The 17336-nt window shown below is 54.4% G+C and carries 15 protein-coding genes; 6 read left to right on the plus strand and 9 right to left on the minus strand.

Annotation, left to right across the window (positions count from 1 at the left end; all coding sequences use genetic code 11):
- Nucleotides 1-58: 58 nt before the first annotated feature.
- Entirely contained in the window at nucleotides 59-1021 is a 963-nt protein-coding gene (locus FA92_RS21000) for an FAD:protein FMN transferase (RefSeq protein WP_033785036.1), read from the plus strand.
- Here the strand turns inward: FA92_RS21000 and dcuR are convergent.
- Nucleotides 1015-1734, minus strand: a complete 720-nt coding sequence (gene dcuR, locus FA92_RS21005; RefSeq protein ID WP_033785037.1) for a two-component system response regulator DcuR — start codon at nucleotides 1732-1734, stop codon at nucleotides 1015-1017. The two genes, FA92_RS21000 and dcuR, sit on opposite strands and share 7 nt — an antisense overlap.
- A complete protein-coding gene (locus tag FA92_RS21010; RefSeq protein ID WP_033785039.1) occupies nucleotides 1731-3320 on the minus strand; it encodes a sensor histidine kinase in 1590 nt (529 codons plus the stop codon). The genes dcuR and FA92_RS21010 overlap by 4 nt, the downstream gene beginning before the upstream one ends.
- Before the next feature lie 350 nt (nucleotides 3321-3670).
- On the opposite strand from FA92_RS21010, the gene mqo reads away from it, so the two are divergent.
- Nucleotides 3671-5320, plus strand: coding sequence for a malate dehydrogenase (quinone) (gene mqo, locus FA92_RS21015; protein WP_033785040.1), 1650 nt, complete (start codon nucleotides 3671-3673; stop codon nucleotides 5318-5320).
- A gap of 71 nt (nucleotides 5321-5391) precedes the next feature.
- On the opposite strand, the gene FA92_RS21020 is transcribed toward mqo, so the two are convergent.
- Entirely contained in the window at nucleotides 5392-5703 is a 312-nt protein-coding gene (locus FA92_RS21020) for a VF530 family protein (protein ID WP_033785177.1), read from the minus strand.
- A 205-nt stretch (nucleotides 5704-5908) separates the two neighbouring features.
- On the opposite strand from FA92_RS21020, the gene FA92_RS21025 reads away from it, so the two are divergent.
- Nucleotides 5909-7222 (plus strand): MFS transporter, encoded by a 1314-nt coding sequence (locus FA92_RS21025; protein WP_033785041.1) that lies wholly within the window; start codon nucleotides 5909-5911, stop codon nucleotides 7220-7222.
- A 103-nt stretch (nucleotides 7223-7325) separates the two neighbouring features.
- On the opposite strand, the gene FA92_RS23790 is transcribed toward FA92_RS21025, so the two are convergent.
- Complete coding sequence (locus FA92_RS23790; protein ID WP_013196210.1) at nucleotides 7326-7460, minus strand: hypothetical protein; 135 nt, start codon at nucleotides 7458-7460, stop codon at nucleotides 7326-7328.
- A 340-nt stretch (nucleotides 7461-7800) separates the two neighbouring features.
- Nucleotides 7801-8814, minus strand: a complete 1014-nt coding sequence (locus FA92_RS21030) for a nitronate monooxygenase (protein ID WP_033785042.1) — start codon at nucleotides 8812-8814, stop codon at nucleotides 7801-7803.
- Between the two features lie 178 nt (nucleotides 8815-8992).
- On the opposite strand from FA92_RS21030, the gene FA92_RS21035 reads away from it, so the two are divergent.
- Nucleotides 8993-9865: a LysR family transcriptional regulator gene (locus FA92_RS21035; RefSeq protein ID WP_033785043.1), complete on the plus strand. Its 873-nt coding sequence runs from the start codon at nucleotides 8993-8995 to the stop codon at nucleotides 9863-9865.
- Between the two features lie 130 nt (nucleotides 9866-9995).
- Here FA92_RS21035 and FA92_RS21040 read toward each other — a convergent pair whose 3' ends face one another.
- From FA92_RS21040 to FA92_RS21050, 3 genes are all read right to left on the minus strand, one after another.
- On the minus strand, nucleotides 9996-11462 hold the full coding sequence (locus FA92_RS21040; RefSeq protein ID WP_033785044.1) for an aspartate aminotransferase family protein: 1467 nt from the start codon (nucleotides 11460-11462) through the stop codon (nucleotides 9996-9998).
- Between the two features lie 14 nt (nucleotides 11463-11476).
- A complete protein-coding gene (locus FA92_RS21045) occupies nucleotides 11477-12862 on the minus strand; it encodes a diaminobutyrate--2-oxoglutarate transaminase (protein ID WP_013196214.1) in 1386 nt (461 codons plus the stop codon).
- A gap of 463 nt (nucleotides 12863-13325) precedes the next feature.
- On the minus strand, nucleotides 13326-13910 hold the full coding sequence (locus tag FA92_RS21050; protein ID WP_013196216.1) for a TetR/AcrR family transcriptional regulator: 585 nt from the start codon (nucleotides 13908-13910) through the stop codon (nucleotides 13326-13328).
- Between the two features lie 104 nt (nucleotides 13911-14014).
- On the opposite strand from FA92_RS21050, the gene FA92_RS21055 reads away from it, so the two are divergent.
- The gene (locus FA92_RS21055; protein ID WP_033785047.1) at nucleotides 14015-14908 is read left to right on the plus strand and encodes an ABC transporter six-transmembrane domain-containing protein; all 894 of its coding nucleotides are present in this window, start codon (nucleotides 14015-14017) and stop codon (nucleotides 14906-14908) included.
- A 101-nt stretch (nucleotides 14909-15009) separates the two neighbouring features.
- Here FA92_RS21055 and FA92_RS21060 read toward each other — a convergent pair whose 3' ends face one another.
- Entirely contained in the window at nucleotides 15010-15759 is a 750-nt protein-coding gene (locus FA92_RS21060) for an NAD(P)-dependent oxidoreductase (protein ID WP_033785049.1), read from the minus strand.
- A gap of 304 nt (nucleotides 15760-16063) precedes the next feature.
- On the opposite strand from FA92_RS21060, the gene FA92_RS21065 reads away from it, so the two are divergent.
- Nucleotides 16064-17260, plus strand: a complete 1197-nt coding sequence (locus tag FA92_RS21065; RefSeq protein ID WP_033785051.1) for an MFS transporter — start codon at nucleotides 16064-16066, stop codon at nucleotides 17258-17260.
- The last annotated feature ends 76 nt before the right edge of the window (nucleotides 17261-17336 follow it).

The raw sequence follows: 17336 nt of genomic DNA on the forward strand, positions 1-17336 counted from the left end.
GTCTCCGGCATCCGCATCCTGCGGGTGCCGGTTTTTCCCCTATAAAGCAGAGTCGCCTATGTTAACTGATGCGCGTGTCTATGCTTACTCCGCTGTACTAATGGGTTCGCCCATCCTGCTCAAACTCTTCGAAGACAACCAGACGCTAGCCGGACAGGTTTTCCGCCTGATCAAACAGCAGGAGAATCTCTTCACGGTAAATCGCGCGGCATCGGAAGTCATGGCGATTAACCACGCGGCAGGAGAGCATGCGGTGGTCGTCAGTCAGCCCGTGTTTGATTTGATCGCCTGTGCGCATGCGGTGAGTCTGTTGCCCGACAGCCTGTTTAATCTCGCTATCGGTCCGCTGGTGAAGTGCTGGAAAATTGGTTTTCAGGGCCACAGCGTTCCATCAGAAGCCGATCTTCAGGCGCGCATGACGCTGATCAATCCGCAGGACGTCATCCTTGATGCTGCCACCCGCAGCGTGATGCTGGCACGGCCAGGAATGGAGATTGACCTGGGTGCCATCGCCAAAGGCTATATCGCCGACGTAGTCCAGGCCTTTTTGCGTCAGCAGCAGGTCAGCAGTGCGCTGATCAATCTGGGCGGCAACGTTCAGACAGTGGGCGCGCCGCCTGAAGAGGCGGGCTGGGCAATCGGTCTGAAAAAGCCGTTTGGTAAGGCCGATGCGCTAATCGGTGTCATCGGTGTAAATAACCGCTCGGTCGTGACGTCCGGTATTTATGAGCGCTATTTCGAGCTGGATGAGGTCTGTTATCACCACATCCTGGATCCACAGACCGGTTATCCGCTGGATAACGAGCTGCTGAGCGTGACCGTGATTTCCGAGCGCTCGCTGGATGGCGACATCTATACGACGCTGCTGTACGGGCTGGGCGTTGAAAAGGGTATCGCCTGCCTGGCCGACAAACCGGGCATTGAAGCTATCTTTGTGACCCGTGACAGGCAGATCATCTGCTCGTCACAACGTCACTTTTCGTTTCAGTTACTCGACACGGACTACCGGCTGGTTCACTGACAGTATTGTTTGAGTAAGGTGTGATACTCCGGCTGCAGGCGATAGCGGTAAACCGGACGGCCCGTGACCCCATAATGAATGCTGGTGAACAGAATATTAATCTGCGCCAGCCAGATCAGGTATTTACGGCACGAAACGCGCGAGATATTCACTTCCGTCGCCAGTTCGTCGGTAGAGAACTCGGTGCCGGGATGAGCATCGATCCACAGGCACAGGGTACGCAGCGTCTGCGGCGTTAATCCTTTCGGCAGACGTTTCTGTTCGCTGGCACCGGGTAGGTTACCATGCAACAGCTGATCAACGTCCGACTGCTGATAGAACTGATGATTGTCCATCAGCGATTTTTTCTGCCGCCAGCCGGTCAGCGCCTCTTCAAAGCGGGCAAACTGGAAGGGCTTGATCAGATAATCCACTACGCCATAGTTGAGCGAGGTCTTGATCGTGGCGGCATCGGCCGCTGACGAGATGATAATCACGTCAACCGGGCGTCCTGCGCTGCGCAGCTCCGGCAGCAGGTCGAGACCGTTTTCCTGCTGCATATAGATATCCAGCAGGATCAGATCAACCTGTGGTTCAGCCTCGGCCAGCCGCTCTTTGGCCTGCTGTAAGGTTGAGGCCGTGCCGCAGCAGGTGAAGCCTGGGATTTGCCCGATATAACAGCGATTCAGCTCGGCTACCATGGCGTCATCATCGACAACTAACACATTGATCATTGGGTAATCATTCCTCTCTCCCACGGAAGTTGCACTAAAAATTGGGTAAATACACCGGGTTCCGACTCAACACTGACATTACCGCCCAGGCTTTCGGTTTGCTGCTTAACCAGAAACAGTCCGACACCGCGATCGTCACCTTTTGACGAGACGCCGCGCTCAAAAATAGCGTTGAGCTGCGAGCTGTCGATACCTGGCCCGTCATCACTCACTTCGCAGGCTAACCAGCCATTCTGATAATGCAGCATGAGGTGAATTTCCCCTTCGGTTTCCGGATCCAGCGCCTCAAGGGCATTTTCAATTAAATTGCCCAGCACGGTAATCAGAACCGCGCTCTGCTCCTCGCTGCCGCAGTCAGGTAGAAAGCTCGCCTCATCGATAATCAGCTGATGACCTTCATCGGTTACCCGGTTGATTTTGCTGAGCAGGAAACCGGCAATGATCGGCGATTTGATCTTTTGCAGCAGCGAACCGATCTCCGTCTGATAGGCGTTAGCGGTTTTAAGGATGTACTCTTCCATCTGTGCATAATTTTTCATATGTAGCAGGCCCAGAATCACATGCAGCTTATTCATGAACTCATGGGACCGCTCACGTAACGCATCTACGTAGTTTACCATGCCGTCCAGACGCTGCATCAGCTGGCTGATTTCGGTCTTATCCCTGAACGTCGTTACCGCGCCGATGATGCGGTCACGACTGCGCACCGGAACGGTGTTGCTGATCAGGATGCGATTACCCAGCGTCAGCTCCTGATCGTGCCAGGCTTTGCCCGCATGCAGCGCATCCTGCTGATGACGATGCATGACGCTCTCCTCAGCAATCAGGTCACCGCTTAACGGCATCCTGCGGGTGGTTTCATGCAGTAGCTGCTGAGCCGCGTGGTTAATCAGGCTGACGCGTGACTGATCATCGACCGCAATCACCCCTTCTTTAATGGAATTCAGGATCGCCTGGCGCTGTTCAAACAGGCTGGAGATTTCGTGTGGCTCCAGCCCCAGCAGTATTTTCTTGAGTCGCCTGACCAGAATCAGAATACCCAGCAGCCCGACCACACCACCAAACAGGACGGTCCAGACGATATTCCAGCGGCTCTTTGCAATCTGGGCTGCAACATCATTCAGCGCAATGCCGATTGCTACCACGCCAATCTGCTGATGCTGTGCGTTATAGACCGGCGTAAACACCCGCAGTGCCTCCACCAGCACGCCATGATTAACCGCCACATTTTCCCGGCCACTCAGCGTAGGATAGATGTCATTGCCGACAAAATGTTTGCCGATCACCGCGGCATTGGGATGTGAAAAGCGAATGCCGCGCATGTCCGTCACCACAACAAACAGCAGGCCGTTGCGTTTGCGCGCGGCTTCCGCCAGCGGCTGAATCTGGCTGCTGCCGTCTGGCAACAGTAACCCGCGCTGCACTTCCGGGCTGTCTGCCAGCGTTCGCGCCACCGCCATCGCTTTATCTTTAAGATGCGACTGGGCAAAGTTATCAATCTGAACGAAATAGAGCAGATGGACAGCGAGCAGCACGGTAACGATCACCGCAGTCATCATGAGGGTGGTCAGGGTACTGAGTTTCATGGGTCGTTTCGTCACGGCATGTCGGTTCTGTGGTTGGCTTGTCATCGATGTTCAGCACGGGTGGGGGATCGGCTGGAAACATACGCTAACTCACCGCATCAGTACAGTTTTAGCAGTCTGCGCGCGGGCGACAGCGCAATAACAATATTTGGGTTAGGGGATTGTATAATTCAAAGGACACCCTTAATGTGTGGTTAAAATATGTGAGCAATTCGGTAGCCTTTTGTAATTAAATTAAGGCTAAATTGCTATTTTTAATTTTATAACTATTTTCACATTAACTCATAAATAACATTATTTTAAACTTTAAGGACTTTTTTTAACCAGTACCGTCTGAGCTGTAGATTAAAATGATGAATTCAAAGAAAGTTATTCCCACCCTTTCCCTCGCGGCCTTGTTAGTTTCTTCAGCCCTCCACGCTGAAACCTCACCAGAGAAAACCGATGTCCTGTTAATTGGCGGCGGCATTATGAGCGCCTCTATGGGCACCATGCTGGAAGAGCTGCAGCCTGGCTGGAAACAGATCATGGTCGAGAAGCTGGATGGCGTGGCGCTGGAATCCTCTAACGGCTGGAATAACGCCGGTACCGGTCACTCTGCCAACATGGAGCTGAACTATACGCCTGAGCGTAAAGACGGCTCGATCGACGTGTCCAAAGCGCTGGAAATCAATGAAGCCTTTATGATTTCACGTCAGTTCTGGAGCTCTCAGATTAAAGAAGGCGTAATGCACGACCCGCGCTCTTTCATCAACTCAACGCCACACATGAGCTTTGTCTGGGGCGACAATGTCGACTTCCTGACCAAACGCTATGCGGCGCTGCAGAAAACTGCGCTGTTCCAGGGGATGAAGTTCTCTACCGATCATAAACAGATCGCGCAGTGGGCACCGCTGGTAATGGAAGGTCGTGATCCCCAGCAGAAAGTGGCCGCTACCTGGACGCCAGTCGGCACCGACGTTAACTACGGTGAAATTACCCGTCAGCTGATCGGCAGCCTGAAGAAGAATGATAACTTCCGTCTGGAAACTTCATCGGAAGTGACCGACTTCAAACGTAACGGCGACAACTCCTGGCACGTCACAATTAAAGATGCCAAAAACGGCAACGAACGTGCGGTTGACGCGAAATATGTCTTTATCGGTGCAGGCGGCGGCGCGCTGAAATTACTGCAGAAGACCGGCATCCCGGAAGCCGATAACTATGCAGGCTTCCCGGTCGGTGGTTCATTCCTGGTCACCGAAAACAGTGCTATCGCCGATCGTCATCTGGCGAAAGTCTACGGTCAGGCTTCAACCGGTGCACCGCCGATGTCCGTTCCGCATCTGGATACCCGTTATCTGGATGGCAAACGCGTCGTGCTGTTTGGACCGTTTGCGACCTTCTCAACCAAGTTCCTGAAAAACGGCTCGCTGTTTGATCTGCTGAGCACCACCACTACCCATAACATCGTGCCAATGACCGATGTGGGTATGGATAACTTCGACCTGGTAAAATACCTGATTGGACAGGTGATGCTGAGTGATGAAGATCGCTTCGAATCGCTGAAAGAGTACTACCCGGACGCGAAGAAAGAGGACTGGAAACTGATTCAGGCCGGTCAGCGTGTGCAGATTATCAAGAAAGATGCTGATAAAGGTGGCGTGCTGAAACTGGGAACAGAAATTGTGACCGATCAGCAGAAAACCGTGGCGGCTCTGCTGGGTGCTTCTCCTGGTGCATCAACCGCAGCGCCAATCTCTCTGAGCGTGATGCAGAAACTGTTCCCGGAAGAGTTTAAGTCACCGGAATGGCAGGCGAAGATCCACAAAATGATCCCAGGCTACGGTCAGAAACTGAATGATAACGTGCCGTTGCTGCAGCAGGTCTGGAATGAGACCGCAGCGACTCTGCAGCTGACCACGCCGCCCGTGATCAACATGGAAGGCAAAACCGCAGACGCGCCGGCAGCACAGCCTCAGCAGGCTGCGCCTTCAGCGAAACACGACATGGCGCTGTAACAGCAGCCTGACGTGAAAAAAGCCCGCCCAGGTTTACCTGCGCGGGCTTTTTTATTACTTCATTTTCAGTGTTACTCTGGCGTGTTCCCGCGCCACTTGCCCCATGGATCTTCAGCAGGTGGCCGATCGGCTTCTTCAGCCGCTTCGTCGCGTGCTGCCGGTTGCACGTTTAACGAGGCCAGATAGAGCGCTTCGACTTCAGCGCGCGCCCACGGCGTACGGCGTAAAAACTTCAGGCTCGATTTAACGCTGGGATCGCTTTTAAAGCAGTTAATGTTGATCCGTTTTGCCAGCTCCGCCCAGCCATACTGCGCGACTAAACTGTTTATCTGCATCTCCAGCGTGATGCCATGCAGAGGATCTTTTGAGGTGTGTGCGTTCATCATCTATCCGCCTGATTCATTCAATGCCGCGTATCCTGACAATCGCACAGCGGTTGTGCAAGAACTGAAGGTGAAAAAGAGCGTGGGGGGGGTGCAACCGCAGATTTATGTGCCTGAAGTAACGTGACGGGCAGAAGTTTGCGCAGATGAGCAGCGATTGTGCTAATCATAAGCGACTGATGAGGCTTCAAAAGGATCGCCTGCCATGTCTGCTCCTGCTGATAATCTGCTCTCCTCCGCCAGCCGAAAACGTGCTCTGCTTGCCGGTTCGGTCGGAAATTTCATTGAATGGTATGAGTTCGCGGTCTATGGCTTTCTGGCCACGGTGATTGCGCAGAACTTTTTCCGGCTGGAGGGCGAGTCCGCGCTGACCGGGCTGCTGCTGACCTATGCGTCGTTCGCCATCGCCTTTTTCTTCCGTCCACTGGGTGCCATGGTTTTTGGCCGCATGGGCGATCGCATCGGGCGAAAACCTACACTGATTTTTGTATTGATAATGATGACGCTGGCGACAGCCGCCATCGGTCTGGTTCCGACCTATGCCCAACTGGGTATCCTGGCTCCGCTGATCGTTACCGGCCTGCGTATCCTGCAGGGGCTGTTCGCAGGAGGCGAGTATGGCGGGGCGGTGTCGCTGATGACCGAGTTTGCACCACGCGGAAAGCGCGGTCTGTATGGCGCGTGGCAATCCTTCACCGTGGCGCTGGGATTGCTGGCAGGTGCGGGCATAGTGGCATTGCTCTCTGTGCTGCTGACACCAGAGCAGATGCTGAGCTGGGGCTGGCGCATCCCGTTCTTTATCGCACTGCCGCTGGGGGCGCTGGCACTCTGGCTGCGGGTGCAGATGGAAGAGACGCCCGCGTTTGTTCAGCAGCAGGCACAAACCCAGGAAAAAGTGAACGCCAGCCTGGGTGACACGCTGAAAACGATTCTGCTGGGCATCTGCCGGCTGATGGTGTGGTCGGCGGCAGGTTACACCTGGCTGGTGATCATGCCGACTTATCTGCAGGCATCGCTGCACACCGGATTTAACCAGGCACTGCTGATTGCGGTAATATCGAACCTCGGCTTTGCCGCCACCATTATCCCGGCCGGGATGCTGAGCGACAGGATTGGCCGCCGCGCCGTGATGGTCGCAGCGGCGGTACTGTTGCTGGTGCTCTCTCTGCCGCTGTTAAACGTTTTGCAGGCAGAGAGTACCGGACTGCTGCCCAAAGCGCTGGTGGTCTTTATCGCAGGTGGCGTGGTCGGGTTGCTGGCGGGGCCAGGGCCCGCGATGCTGGCCGAGATGTTTCCGACACGCGTGCGTTACACCGGGCTGGGCCTGGCCTATTCGCTCTCTAACGCGGTCTTTTCCGGCTGCGCCGGATTGATCATTACCAGCCTGATCAAAGAGACCGGTAATCCTGATATTCCCGCCTGGTATGTGATGGCGACTGCGCTGGTCAGTATTGTTGCGTTGATGACGCTGAATAAAGATGATCATCTGCGACTGCTGGATGAGCCGCCGTCACGCTAAGTTCTGTGAGCGGTAAAGGATAATCGGCCAGGCTGCCTGTGTATCAGGCTGCCTGTTAGCGTTAACGCCCGCGAGGGTGCAGGCGTTGGTTATTCAGAACAGATTAGCGATCCTGCGATGACGATAAACTGAAAACCTGATCGCGCGAGCGGACTTTATCGGCATGGTTATCGGCAATGATAATCACGGCCGCCATAATCAGACCCATAATAATGATGATTAATTTACGCAGCAGCATAAGCCATTACTCCTGATGAATTAATTAACCCAGGTGAATAGCCGTTATTGTGGCTTATTCAAAGAGTTAAGTTGAATATTGGTCTATTATGGCTGAAAGGTAAACGTTATTTTTTGATCGTGATGCGGTTTATCCATATAAGATGAAATAAAGAATCTGTGCAGGTTCTATATTAAACGCGCGCTAAACAGAATCATTAAATCCGTCGGTTTCTCTTCCGCGCGTTTGATCAATAAAAATTGAACATACATAGTTTACGTCGTGAGGGCATTGTTAAAAGCGACATGCAGGAGACCGGAATCTGGCTGGCCGGCGGCGGCGAGCTGATTCCGGTGCAGGATTAAGCAGACCTGAGGCTGTGAACCGTTTCGTCTGATTTCCGTGCGTCGGGCGTGGTAGTAAAATCCTGCGCCAGATCGGCAATGATAGCTGCGACGGAACGCACTGATTTTATCATTGAGATGCCGGTGCCTGTTGAAACTACGCCCTTGTCAATATTGCCCAGACGCATCGCCTGCCACAATGCGTGATAGCCATTCATTGCGCTGAACAGCGTTTCACGATCGGCTCCCTGCTCATCAAGCTCTGCCAGCCTGGGGCTGAGCGGGGTGGGTAATGTCCGGTAATACGCGGGCAGGGTGCGGAAAAGAAGCAAATCTTCCGCGCTTGAGGCCACGATGAGTTGCTTTACCTTTTCATCTGCCGGGTTTTCCTGCGCGGTTAAAAACAGGCTACCTATCCAGACGCCTTCTGCGCCTAACGCCAGCGCTGCACGCACGCCACGTACATCACCAATGCCACCGGCCGCCAGCACCGGAATCTTCACACTGTCAGCGATCATGGGGACAATGCTGAATGTACCAATAATGCGTGCGGGTACGGTTCCCCCCTCATCAAATCCGGTAGCGACAATAATATCGGCGCCCAGTTTTTCGGCCTGTTGTGAATTGGCGACATCGGGAGTCAGCGCACGATAAATGATTTTAATGCGGTGCTGTTTTAATAAATGGAATATTTCGGGATCAAGCAGCTCATTAATTAACACCACCTCAACCTTCTCATCAATAAACATTTCAGCCGTTGGCCGCCAGAAACTCATATCTGGTCCATTGATCAGCGTTGCACCAAAAGGTTTGTCGGTCAGGCGCTTCGTTTTACGAATCTGCTCACGCATGCGTTCCAGCGCATCGAAGCGTGACTCGGGCAGGGTGTCCTGCCCGGCATTTGGGCCAATAATTCCCAACCCCCCTGCGTCAGACACCGCGGCAACAAAGGTTGCATCGGTCAGAAAATACATAGGTGCCTGAATAATGGGAAAGCGAATATTCAGAATTTCCGTCACACAATTTTTCATCGGTTTTTTCCTTTTCTGCTGAGCGTATCGCCAGACTTATTTCATTGAACCAGACCGCGTTACCTGATCCCCTGGCCGTTTTATTCTTCACTTAACCGCCAGAACAGGCAGTTTAATAGTTGAAAATATGAAGTAAACGGGCAAAATTTGGCAGGTGTTTGCCATATATGGAAAGATAATGGATCTTAACGCCACGAAGTTATTTATCACCGTTGTTCAGGCAGGCAGCTTCTCTGCCGCAAGTGACCGGACGGGGATCCCCATCTCCACGCTGGTGCGTAAACTCAACGAGCTGGAGCTGGCTCTGGATGTGCAGCTGCTGGAGCGATCCAAAAAGGGCGTCAGGCCTACATATAAAGGCCAGCAGTTTTTTGAGCAGACGCGCCCGGGTCTGGAGTTACTGGAAGATGCCAGAAAAACGGTGACATCCGCGCACAAACTGGCGGGTAAACTGCGCATATCGGTGCCAGCGGATTTCACATTATGGTGGGAGTTACTGCATGCGTTTCAGCAACGTTATCCTGATATCAGAGTCTTTTGCCACTCAGGGGAAAGAGTGGTCGACCTCTATGAGGATGGGATTGATGTAGCACTCCGGCTGGGTGCTCTGCATACCGAGGATGTTGTTGCCAGACCGGTTATGAATATTGAGGCATGGTTTGTCGCAACCCCCGCGCTGGCTGAACGTTTTGGTCATCCGCAGACGCTGGCGGCCCTGACATCCTGCCCGATAGCCAGCTGGGAAGGGCTTAACAGTGGCTACTTCGAATGGTCTTCCGGTAACGAGACGGTAAAATTTGAGCCATTCTTTTCCTCCAATAGTGCACAGGCTTTGCGCCACTATGCACTCAGCGGTGCCGGCGTATCCCTGTTGTTCGATTTCATGGTCAAAGCGGATGTGGAAAGTGGGAAGCTGGTGCGGCTATTGCCTCAAAGCCCGCCTTATTCGACGCCTTTGCATCTGCTCTATGTGCGACACAAACATCCTTCGGCCATTACGCTCGCGTACCTCGATTTTTGCACCGAATGGATCAGTCAGTACAGGACCTGAGATGAAGAGGTCAGATGATGGATAGGGGGACAGGGATGAACAGGTCATCATGATATTAAAAGCAAAAAGCGTGGCAGAAAAATAAAAAGGCGCCCGAAGGCGCCTCTGTGGTGTGAACCGATGTAATGAATTACACCAGCTGCTGTGCCGTCGTTTCCACCAGCGTCAGCAACACTTTGATATCTTCCAGCGTTACCGTTGGGTTCAGCAGGGTCATCTTCAGACAGGTGACGCCATCGTGCTCGGTCACGCCGACGTTAGCGCGGCCTGACTCCAGCAGGGCATCCCCGATGCGCTGGTTCAGCAGGGCGATATCCGCACTGCTGAGGTGCGCCAGATGCGCCGGACGATAACGGAACAGGACGCTGGCGAGCTGCGGTTTCATCACCAGCTCCAGAGCAGGCTGCTCTTCAACGTACTGTGCCACCTGCTGCGCCAGCGTCACACCGTGATCGATGATTTCGGCATACTGCTTCTGACCCAGCGCTTCCAGACCCATCCACAGTTTCAGTGCATCAAAACGACGGGTGGTCTGCAGCGATTTGGATACCAGATTCGGCACGCCCTGTGCTTCATCAAACTCCGAGTTCAGATAGGCCGCCTGGTAGCGCATCAGCTCATAGTGACGTGCCTCCTTCAGCAGGAAGGCACCACAGCTGATGGTCTGGAAGAACTGCTTGTGGAAGTCCAGGGTAATGGAGTCGACCAGCTCAATGCCATCCAGATAGTCACGATACTTCTCTGAAAGCAGCAGCGCGCCGCCCCAGGCCGCATCGACGTGCACCCAGATGTTCTCTTCCGCTGCCAGCGCCGCGATTTCACGCAGCGGATCGATTGCACCGGCATCGGTAGTACCCGCCGTGGCAACGATCGCAAGGATGTTTTCGCCGTTAGCTTTAGATGCGGCCAGCTTCTGACGCAGGTCATCCATATCCATGCGGGCAAACTGATCACATTTCACCTGCGTGACGGACTGATAGCCCAGACCCAGCAGCGCCATGTTCTTCTGTACGGAGAAGTGCGCGTTCTCTGAGCAGAAGACTTTAATCTTCTTCAGATCGCCGGTTAAGCCATCCTGCTGAACAGAATGTCCCTGACGCGCAAACCAGGCGTCACGCGCCAGCATCAGACCCATCAGGTTGCTCTGAGTGCCGCCGCTGGTGAAGACGCCCGCGTCGCCAGGCTGATAACCGACCTGGGTGCGCAGCCACTCAATCAGCTTCATCTCAATCAGGGTGGCAGACGGTGCCTGATCCCATGAATCCATGCTCTGGTTGGTGGCGTTGATCAGCACTTCCGCCGCCTGGCTGATGACCAGGCTCGGACAGTGCAGGTGCGCCACACACTGCGGGTGATGCACCGACAGGCTGTCTTTGAGGAAGTACTCAATGGCGCGTTCAATCGCGGCCTGGTTACCCAGGCCCAGAGGATTGAAGTCCAGCGTGATGCGCTCGCGCAGCTCTGCGACGGTTTTTCCCTGATACATCTCAGGTTGTTCCAGCCACTTAACGACGGCCGCGCTACTCTGGGCAATCGCCTGCTGGTAGGCCTCGGTACTCTGTGCTGAGGCCGCCAGAATCGGGTTTAACCGGGACATTGCATTCACTCCACTTAAACTGCTTTCACGCCAGCGGACAGCAGGGCGTTTTCAAATTTATCCAGGAACACGTCCAGTTCTGCATCTGTGATCAGCAGGGAAGGCAGCAGACGTAATACGCTGCCGTGACGTCCGCCACGCTCCAGAATCAGGCCGTTCTCAAAACATTTTTTCTGTACCAGCGCAGAAAGCTCACCGTCTGCCGGGAAGCTGCCCATGTGGTCAGCAGGCTCGTCAGGTTTCACCAGCTCAATGCCGATCATCAGACCCAGACCCCGCACGTTGCCGATAACCGGGTAGCGCTGCTGCAGCTCGCCCAGTTTGCCTTTCAGCCATTCGCCCTGTGCCGCGACTTTGTCAGCGATGTTGTTGTCTTTCAGCAGCTTCAGCGTGGTCAGGCCGGTAGCCATCGCCAGCTGGTTGCCACGGAAGGTGCCGGTGTGGTGACCCGGAGACCAGGCGTCGAACTCTTTCTTAATGCCCAGTACCGCCAGTGGCAGACCGCCGCCGACCGCTTTGGACATTACGATGATGTCTGGCTCGATACCCGCGTGCTCAAAGGCGAAGAATTTACCGGTACGGGCAATACCCGCCTGGACTTCGTCGATGATCAGCAGAATGCCGTGCTCTTTGGTCACTTTGCGGATGCGCTGCAGCCACTCAGCCGGTGCCGGGTTAACCCCGCCTTCACCCTGAACCGCTTCCAGAATCACCGCCGCAGGTTTGCGAACGCCGCTTTCAACGTCATTGATCAGGTTTTCGAAGTAGTAGGTCAACGCTTTCACGCCCGCTTCACCGCCAATACCCAGCGGGCAGCGATAAAGGTGCGGATAAGGCATGAACTGCACTTCCGGCATCATGCCGTCTACGGCTTCTTTCGGTGACAGGTTGCCGGTGACCGACAGCGCGCCGTGGGTCATACCGTGATAGGCACCTGAGAAGCTGATGATACCGGAACGGCCGGTGTGCTTTTTCGCCAGTTTCAGCGCCGCTTCAACGGCATCTGCGCCGGACGGACCGGTAAACTGCAGGCAGTACTCTTTGCCCTGACCCGGTAATAACGAGAGCAGGTATTCAGAGAACTCATCCTTTAACGGCGTAGTTAAATCGAGAGTATGTAACGGCAAGCCGCTGGTAATGACATGTTGAATGCTCTGCAGAACGTCTGGATGGTTATGACCCAACGCCAGCGTTCCGGCACCGGCAAGACAGTCGAGATACTGATTATTCTCGACGTCGGTGATCCAGACACCCTGAGCTTTCGCAATCGCGAACGGCAATTTGCGAGGATAACTTCGAACGTTTGATTCAAATTCAGCCTGACGGGCTAAATAGGTTTCGTTGGTTGCGTTTAAGTTCTGTGCATTCAAACTATCAATACGGACTTTATCCGTCATCATATCTCTCCTACAACCGGGACGGGCGTAGCGTCACAGTTGAATAAATGAATTAAAATGGGTGGCTATGTGTAAAGCGCGGCCAATATAGGTGTTTTTCAGGTCCGACTCAATGATTAATTTTGTCGGCAGATAACACATTCTTTGCTATAGGAATCAATCAGTTGGTGGGTTTATGACCGCATGCATTATTGCCGCTACGCTAATGGCTTTCTAATAAATGGCGTAAAAACACCAGCTTACCCGTTTCACCAGGCGCCAAGTCAATGATTATAATCTGTGTAAACAGCTGTTTCCGGCGAAAAACGCTATCAAAAAGGGGGCTTTTCAGACGTAAAAAGCATAAGTCAGCTTAACTGACGAACTCGCATTTATAGCCGCTTAAAACTGCACGCTAATTAAAACAATAAACCTTTCTTTAACATTTAATTAATACATGGCGAAAGGTAAACCGTATTAAGCGGGATTAACGGCATGGCCCCAGGGCAAATTCAACAAACTGGTCGAGGTCTGTCATGGCTTCGCGAGCTTTGGACTCTGAAGGATTTATGGTCAGCAAATCCGCATAGCCGTTCAGCATGGCGCTGATTTGCCTGGCGGTGCGGGGAACATCATCACATCGCAGCGTGCCGTCGGTGACACCGTCACGAATTATCCCCTCCATCAGTGCCTGCCACACTTCAGTCATCTCTTCAGCCAGTGCAGCATAAGCAGCATTGTGCGCTGCCGTCTGCCAGAAAGAGGCGTAGAGCTGCCAGGTGGCATCCGGCGCACTCGGCAGATGGCTTTCAAACAGGGTATGCAGCCGCTGACGCGGTGTGAGCACGGCCAGTGTGTCGGCAAAACTTTCAAAATCGACCCGCATAAAGCGTTCCAGCGCCGCCAGGCAGAGTGTCTGCCAGTTGCTGAAGTAGTGGTAAATATGACTGCGTGAAATACCTACCGACTCGGTGAGTTCACGGGTGGTCACTTTTTCGATCCCTTTCTCAATAAACAGCACTATCGCTGCATCCAGGATTTTGGTTCTTAATACTTCAGCCGACTCTTTCATTATTCTCTCTATCACTGCCACGTTGACTTTGAGCAACTGCTCAAATAGACTGCTTTTCGTACTTGAGCAACCGCTCAAGAGTGACTCTATCAGAAACAGAAACTATGTCTTCCTCAAAAACGATCCTGCCCGTTGCGGCTCCCCGCAGCGCTATTCTGACATTAAAAATGCTTGGCCGCCGCCATAGCCGCAAGCTATTCCTCACGCTGCTGCTGGTGGTGGCGGAAAACGTCATGTATCTGCTTTATCCGCTGCTGGCGGGCTTCGCTATCAACGCCATACTCTCCGGCAGGACCTGGCATGCGGTGCTCTATGCGGCGATGGTCTTTACCATGTGGGCCATCGGCGCAGCGCGGCGCAGTGTCGATACCCGTACTTTTGCCCGCATCTATGCTGAGCTGGCCGTGCCGGTGATTGTGGCACAGCGCAATGAAAAACAGAGCGCGTCGACGATTGCTGCGCGGGTGGCGCTGTCTCGCGAGTTTGTCGACTTTTTCGAGAAGCATCTGCCGGTGCTGATTACTTCGCTGGCGTCAATGACCGGTGCGGCAGTGATGCTGCTGGCTATCGAGTTCTGGACCGGCGCAGGCTGTCTGGCGATCCTGCTGTTCTTCGCCTGTTTCCTGCCGGGATTTACCCGCAAGAACGATGCGCTGTTTGGCCGTCTTAACAACCGGCTGGAGAAAGAGGTGAGCTTTGTCAGCAACGCGAACGCCGCGTCACTAGGCCGCCACTATGGCGTGCTGGCCAGTCTGCGGATCCGCCTCTCGGATCGGGAAGCGTGCGGCTATCTGGCCATCGGTAGCGTGGCGGCACTGCTGTTCGCAGTCACCATCGCGGTGATGTCGGGCCGTGGCGGCACCAATGCCGGTCATATCTATTCGGTGATGACCTATATGTGGATGTTTGCGATGAGTCTGGATGATGGCCCTCAGCTGCTGGAGAAATATTCACAGCTCAAAGACATTGGCCGTCGGGTAAATACCGGCACGCACTGATTTGCCGATCTCTGGTACAAAGCTGAAGCAACCCCCGAGTTCCCGGCGGCTGTTGAGATAAAGCGCCAGAATCCGGCACCGCAACGCCCGCGGGAGCTGGGTTAATAATCCAGTTCACCCGGGGTAAAGGCTCTGAATGCGTTATCGGACGGTATATAGCCCAGCACCTCGCGCGTCTGTGTCAGATCAAAGCGTTTAAAGCGGTTATCGGAAATGCCGTAGCCAATAAAGAAGGTAATGTTCTCTGCCTCGACAGCGCCGGTCAGCAAGCGGACGGCATCATCCGGACTCAGCCAGGCGCTGTAATCCCGCGCCGTGTGCTGGCTGTTATCCAGTTTTGCTTCAAACGCTCCGATTCTCAGTGCCACGCAGCTCAGACCGTGCTGGCTGGCATAGAAAGCGCAAAGGGCTTCCCCAAAGCATTTAGTGACGCCATACAGATTTGCAGGACAGACAGCCATGCCGGGATGTATCTGAACATCTGTCGGATAGCCTTCAATGGTCTGCGCACTGCTGGCAAACACCAGACGACGACAGCGATGCTCTGCGGCTGCCTTCAGTAACCAGGTGGTGGAGAGAATGTTCGCGGGCAGCAGAACGTCGAAACTGGCCTGTGCATCAGGGATACCGGCGAGGTGGATGACGGTATCGACAGATTCGTCTGACAGTAAGCTCGCTGCCGCATCCGGTTGCGACAAATCCGCTGCGATAAACCGATGCGGGGCAGAGATCGCATAGTCGGGCTCCCGCACATCCGTCAGGATAAAACGATAGCGACTCTGGGTGGCTGCGAAGAAGGTCCGGCCGATGCGTCCGCTGGCACCGGTAAGAAAAATCACTCTGGTCGTCATCTGCTGATTCCTGTTCAGTAACCTGTTAAATAAAGACGCGTTAACCGGTCAGTTAAGCAGACATTCCCGACTTAAGCCTGCCTGGTCTCTCTGGATTGTGAGCGGGCACAGAGTGATTCGTTCCTGACCAGTACAGTGGAAGCCTGCCGCTGGCACAGACTTAACTGTGCGTCAGATCACAAAATGGGTTGCTTAGCGCGGCATGACTTTCTATAGTCAAACCGCTTCATCCGGACGGGAACACGTTCTGCTTTCTCCCGCCGGCTCACGTCAGCTTTTCAGTTCAGGCCATTGGGAATCAATTTTGTTAAGAAAAAATCATAAAACCGACGATGCCGGCTTTATCCGCTGGGCATTACTCGCTCTGGCGCTGGGCGGCTTTGGTATCGGAACCGGTGAATTCATCATGATGGGCCTGCTGCCCGATGTTTCACGCTCTCTGGCGATCACCGAACCGCAGGCGGGCAACGCCATCGCCAGTTACGCGCTGGGTGTGGTGGTGGGCGCACCGTTTATTGCCGTCCTGGCAGCGCGGATGGCGCGTAAATTGCTGCTGCTGATCCTGATGGCGCTGTTCAGCATCGGTAATGTCGCCAGCGCAATGGCCGACAGCTATCACGGGCTGCTAATTGCGCGCTTTCTGACCGGGCTGCCGCACGGCGCTTATTTTGGCGTGGCCTCCCTGGTGGCGGCTTCATTGGTACCGCCTGAACGGCGCGGCCGCGCGCTGGCGTCTCTGATGCTGGGCCTGACCGTCGCGACGCTGATTGGCGTGCCGCTGGGCTCCTGGATTGGGCAGCTATTCAGCTGGCACGTGGTATTCACCTTTGTGGGCGCGATTGGTCTTCTGACCTGCCTGCTGATTGGTCGCTATGTGCCTTACACGCCAGGCGATGCGGATGCACATCCGATGCGCGAACTGGGTGCGCTGAAAAACCCGCAGGTGCTGCTGACCCTGCTGGTGGGCGCGGTCGGCTTTGGCGGCATGTTCGCGATCTTCAGTTACATCGCGCCGACGCTGATTAATATCGCTGGCATCTCTCCTTCACTCATCCCATGGGCGATGGTGGCGTTTGGACTGGGAATGATCATCGGTAATCTGGTCGGTGGCCGTCTGGCTGATGGTGCGGTGCTCAACATTATTGGCTGGACGCTGTTATGGAACGTGCTGGTGATGCTGGCCTTCCCGGTACTGGTTCAGCATGTGGCCACCGGACTGCTGGCGACCTTCCTGATTGGCTCCTGCTCGGTGCTGCTGCCGTCGTTACAGATTCGCCTGATGGATGTCGCCAATGATTCACAAACGCTGGCGGCTGCAATGAACCATTCGGCGTTGAATATCGCCAATGCGATGGGCGCTTATCTCGGTGGCCTGACGGTGTCGCTGGGCTATGGCTGGATCTCCACAGCCTGGGTCGGCGTGGCGCTGGGTGTGGCCGGTCTGATGGTGTTTGTAATGACGGCGCGCCATGCTGCGCGTCAGCAGGTACAGCCAGCCTGACCGAAATAGTGCAGGGCGCAGCGACAGACATGGCCGCTGCGCCGCATTTGCCCGGACCTGAGGTATTATTTTTTTT

Origin of the sequence: Pantoea sp. 9140 (assembly GCF_000745295.1) — a bacterium.
GTDB classification, from domain to species: domain Bacteria; phylum Pseudomonadota; class Gammaproteobacteria; order Enterobacterales; family Enterobacteriaceae; genus Pantoea; species Pantoea vagans.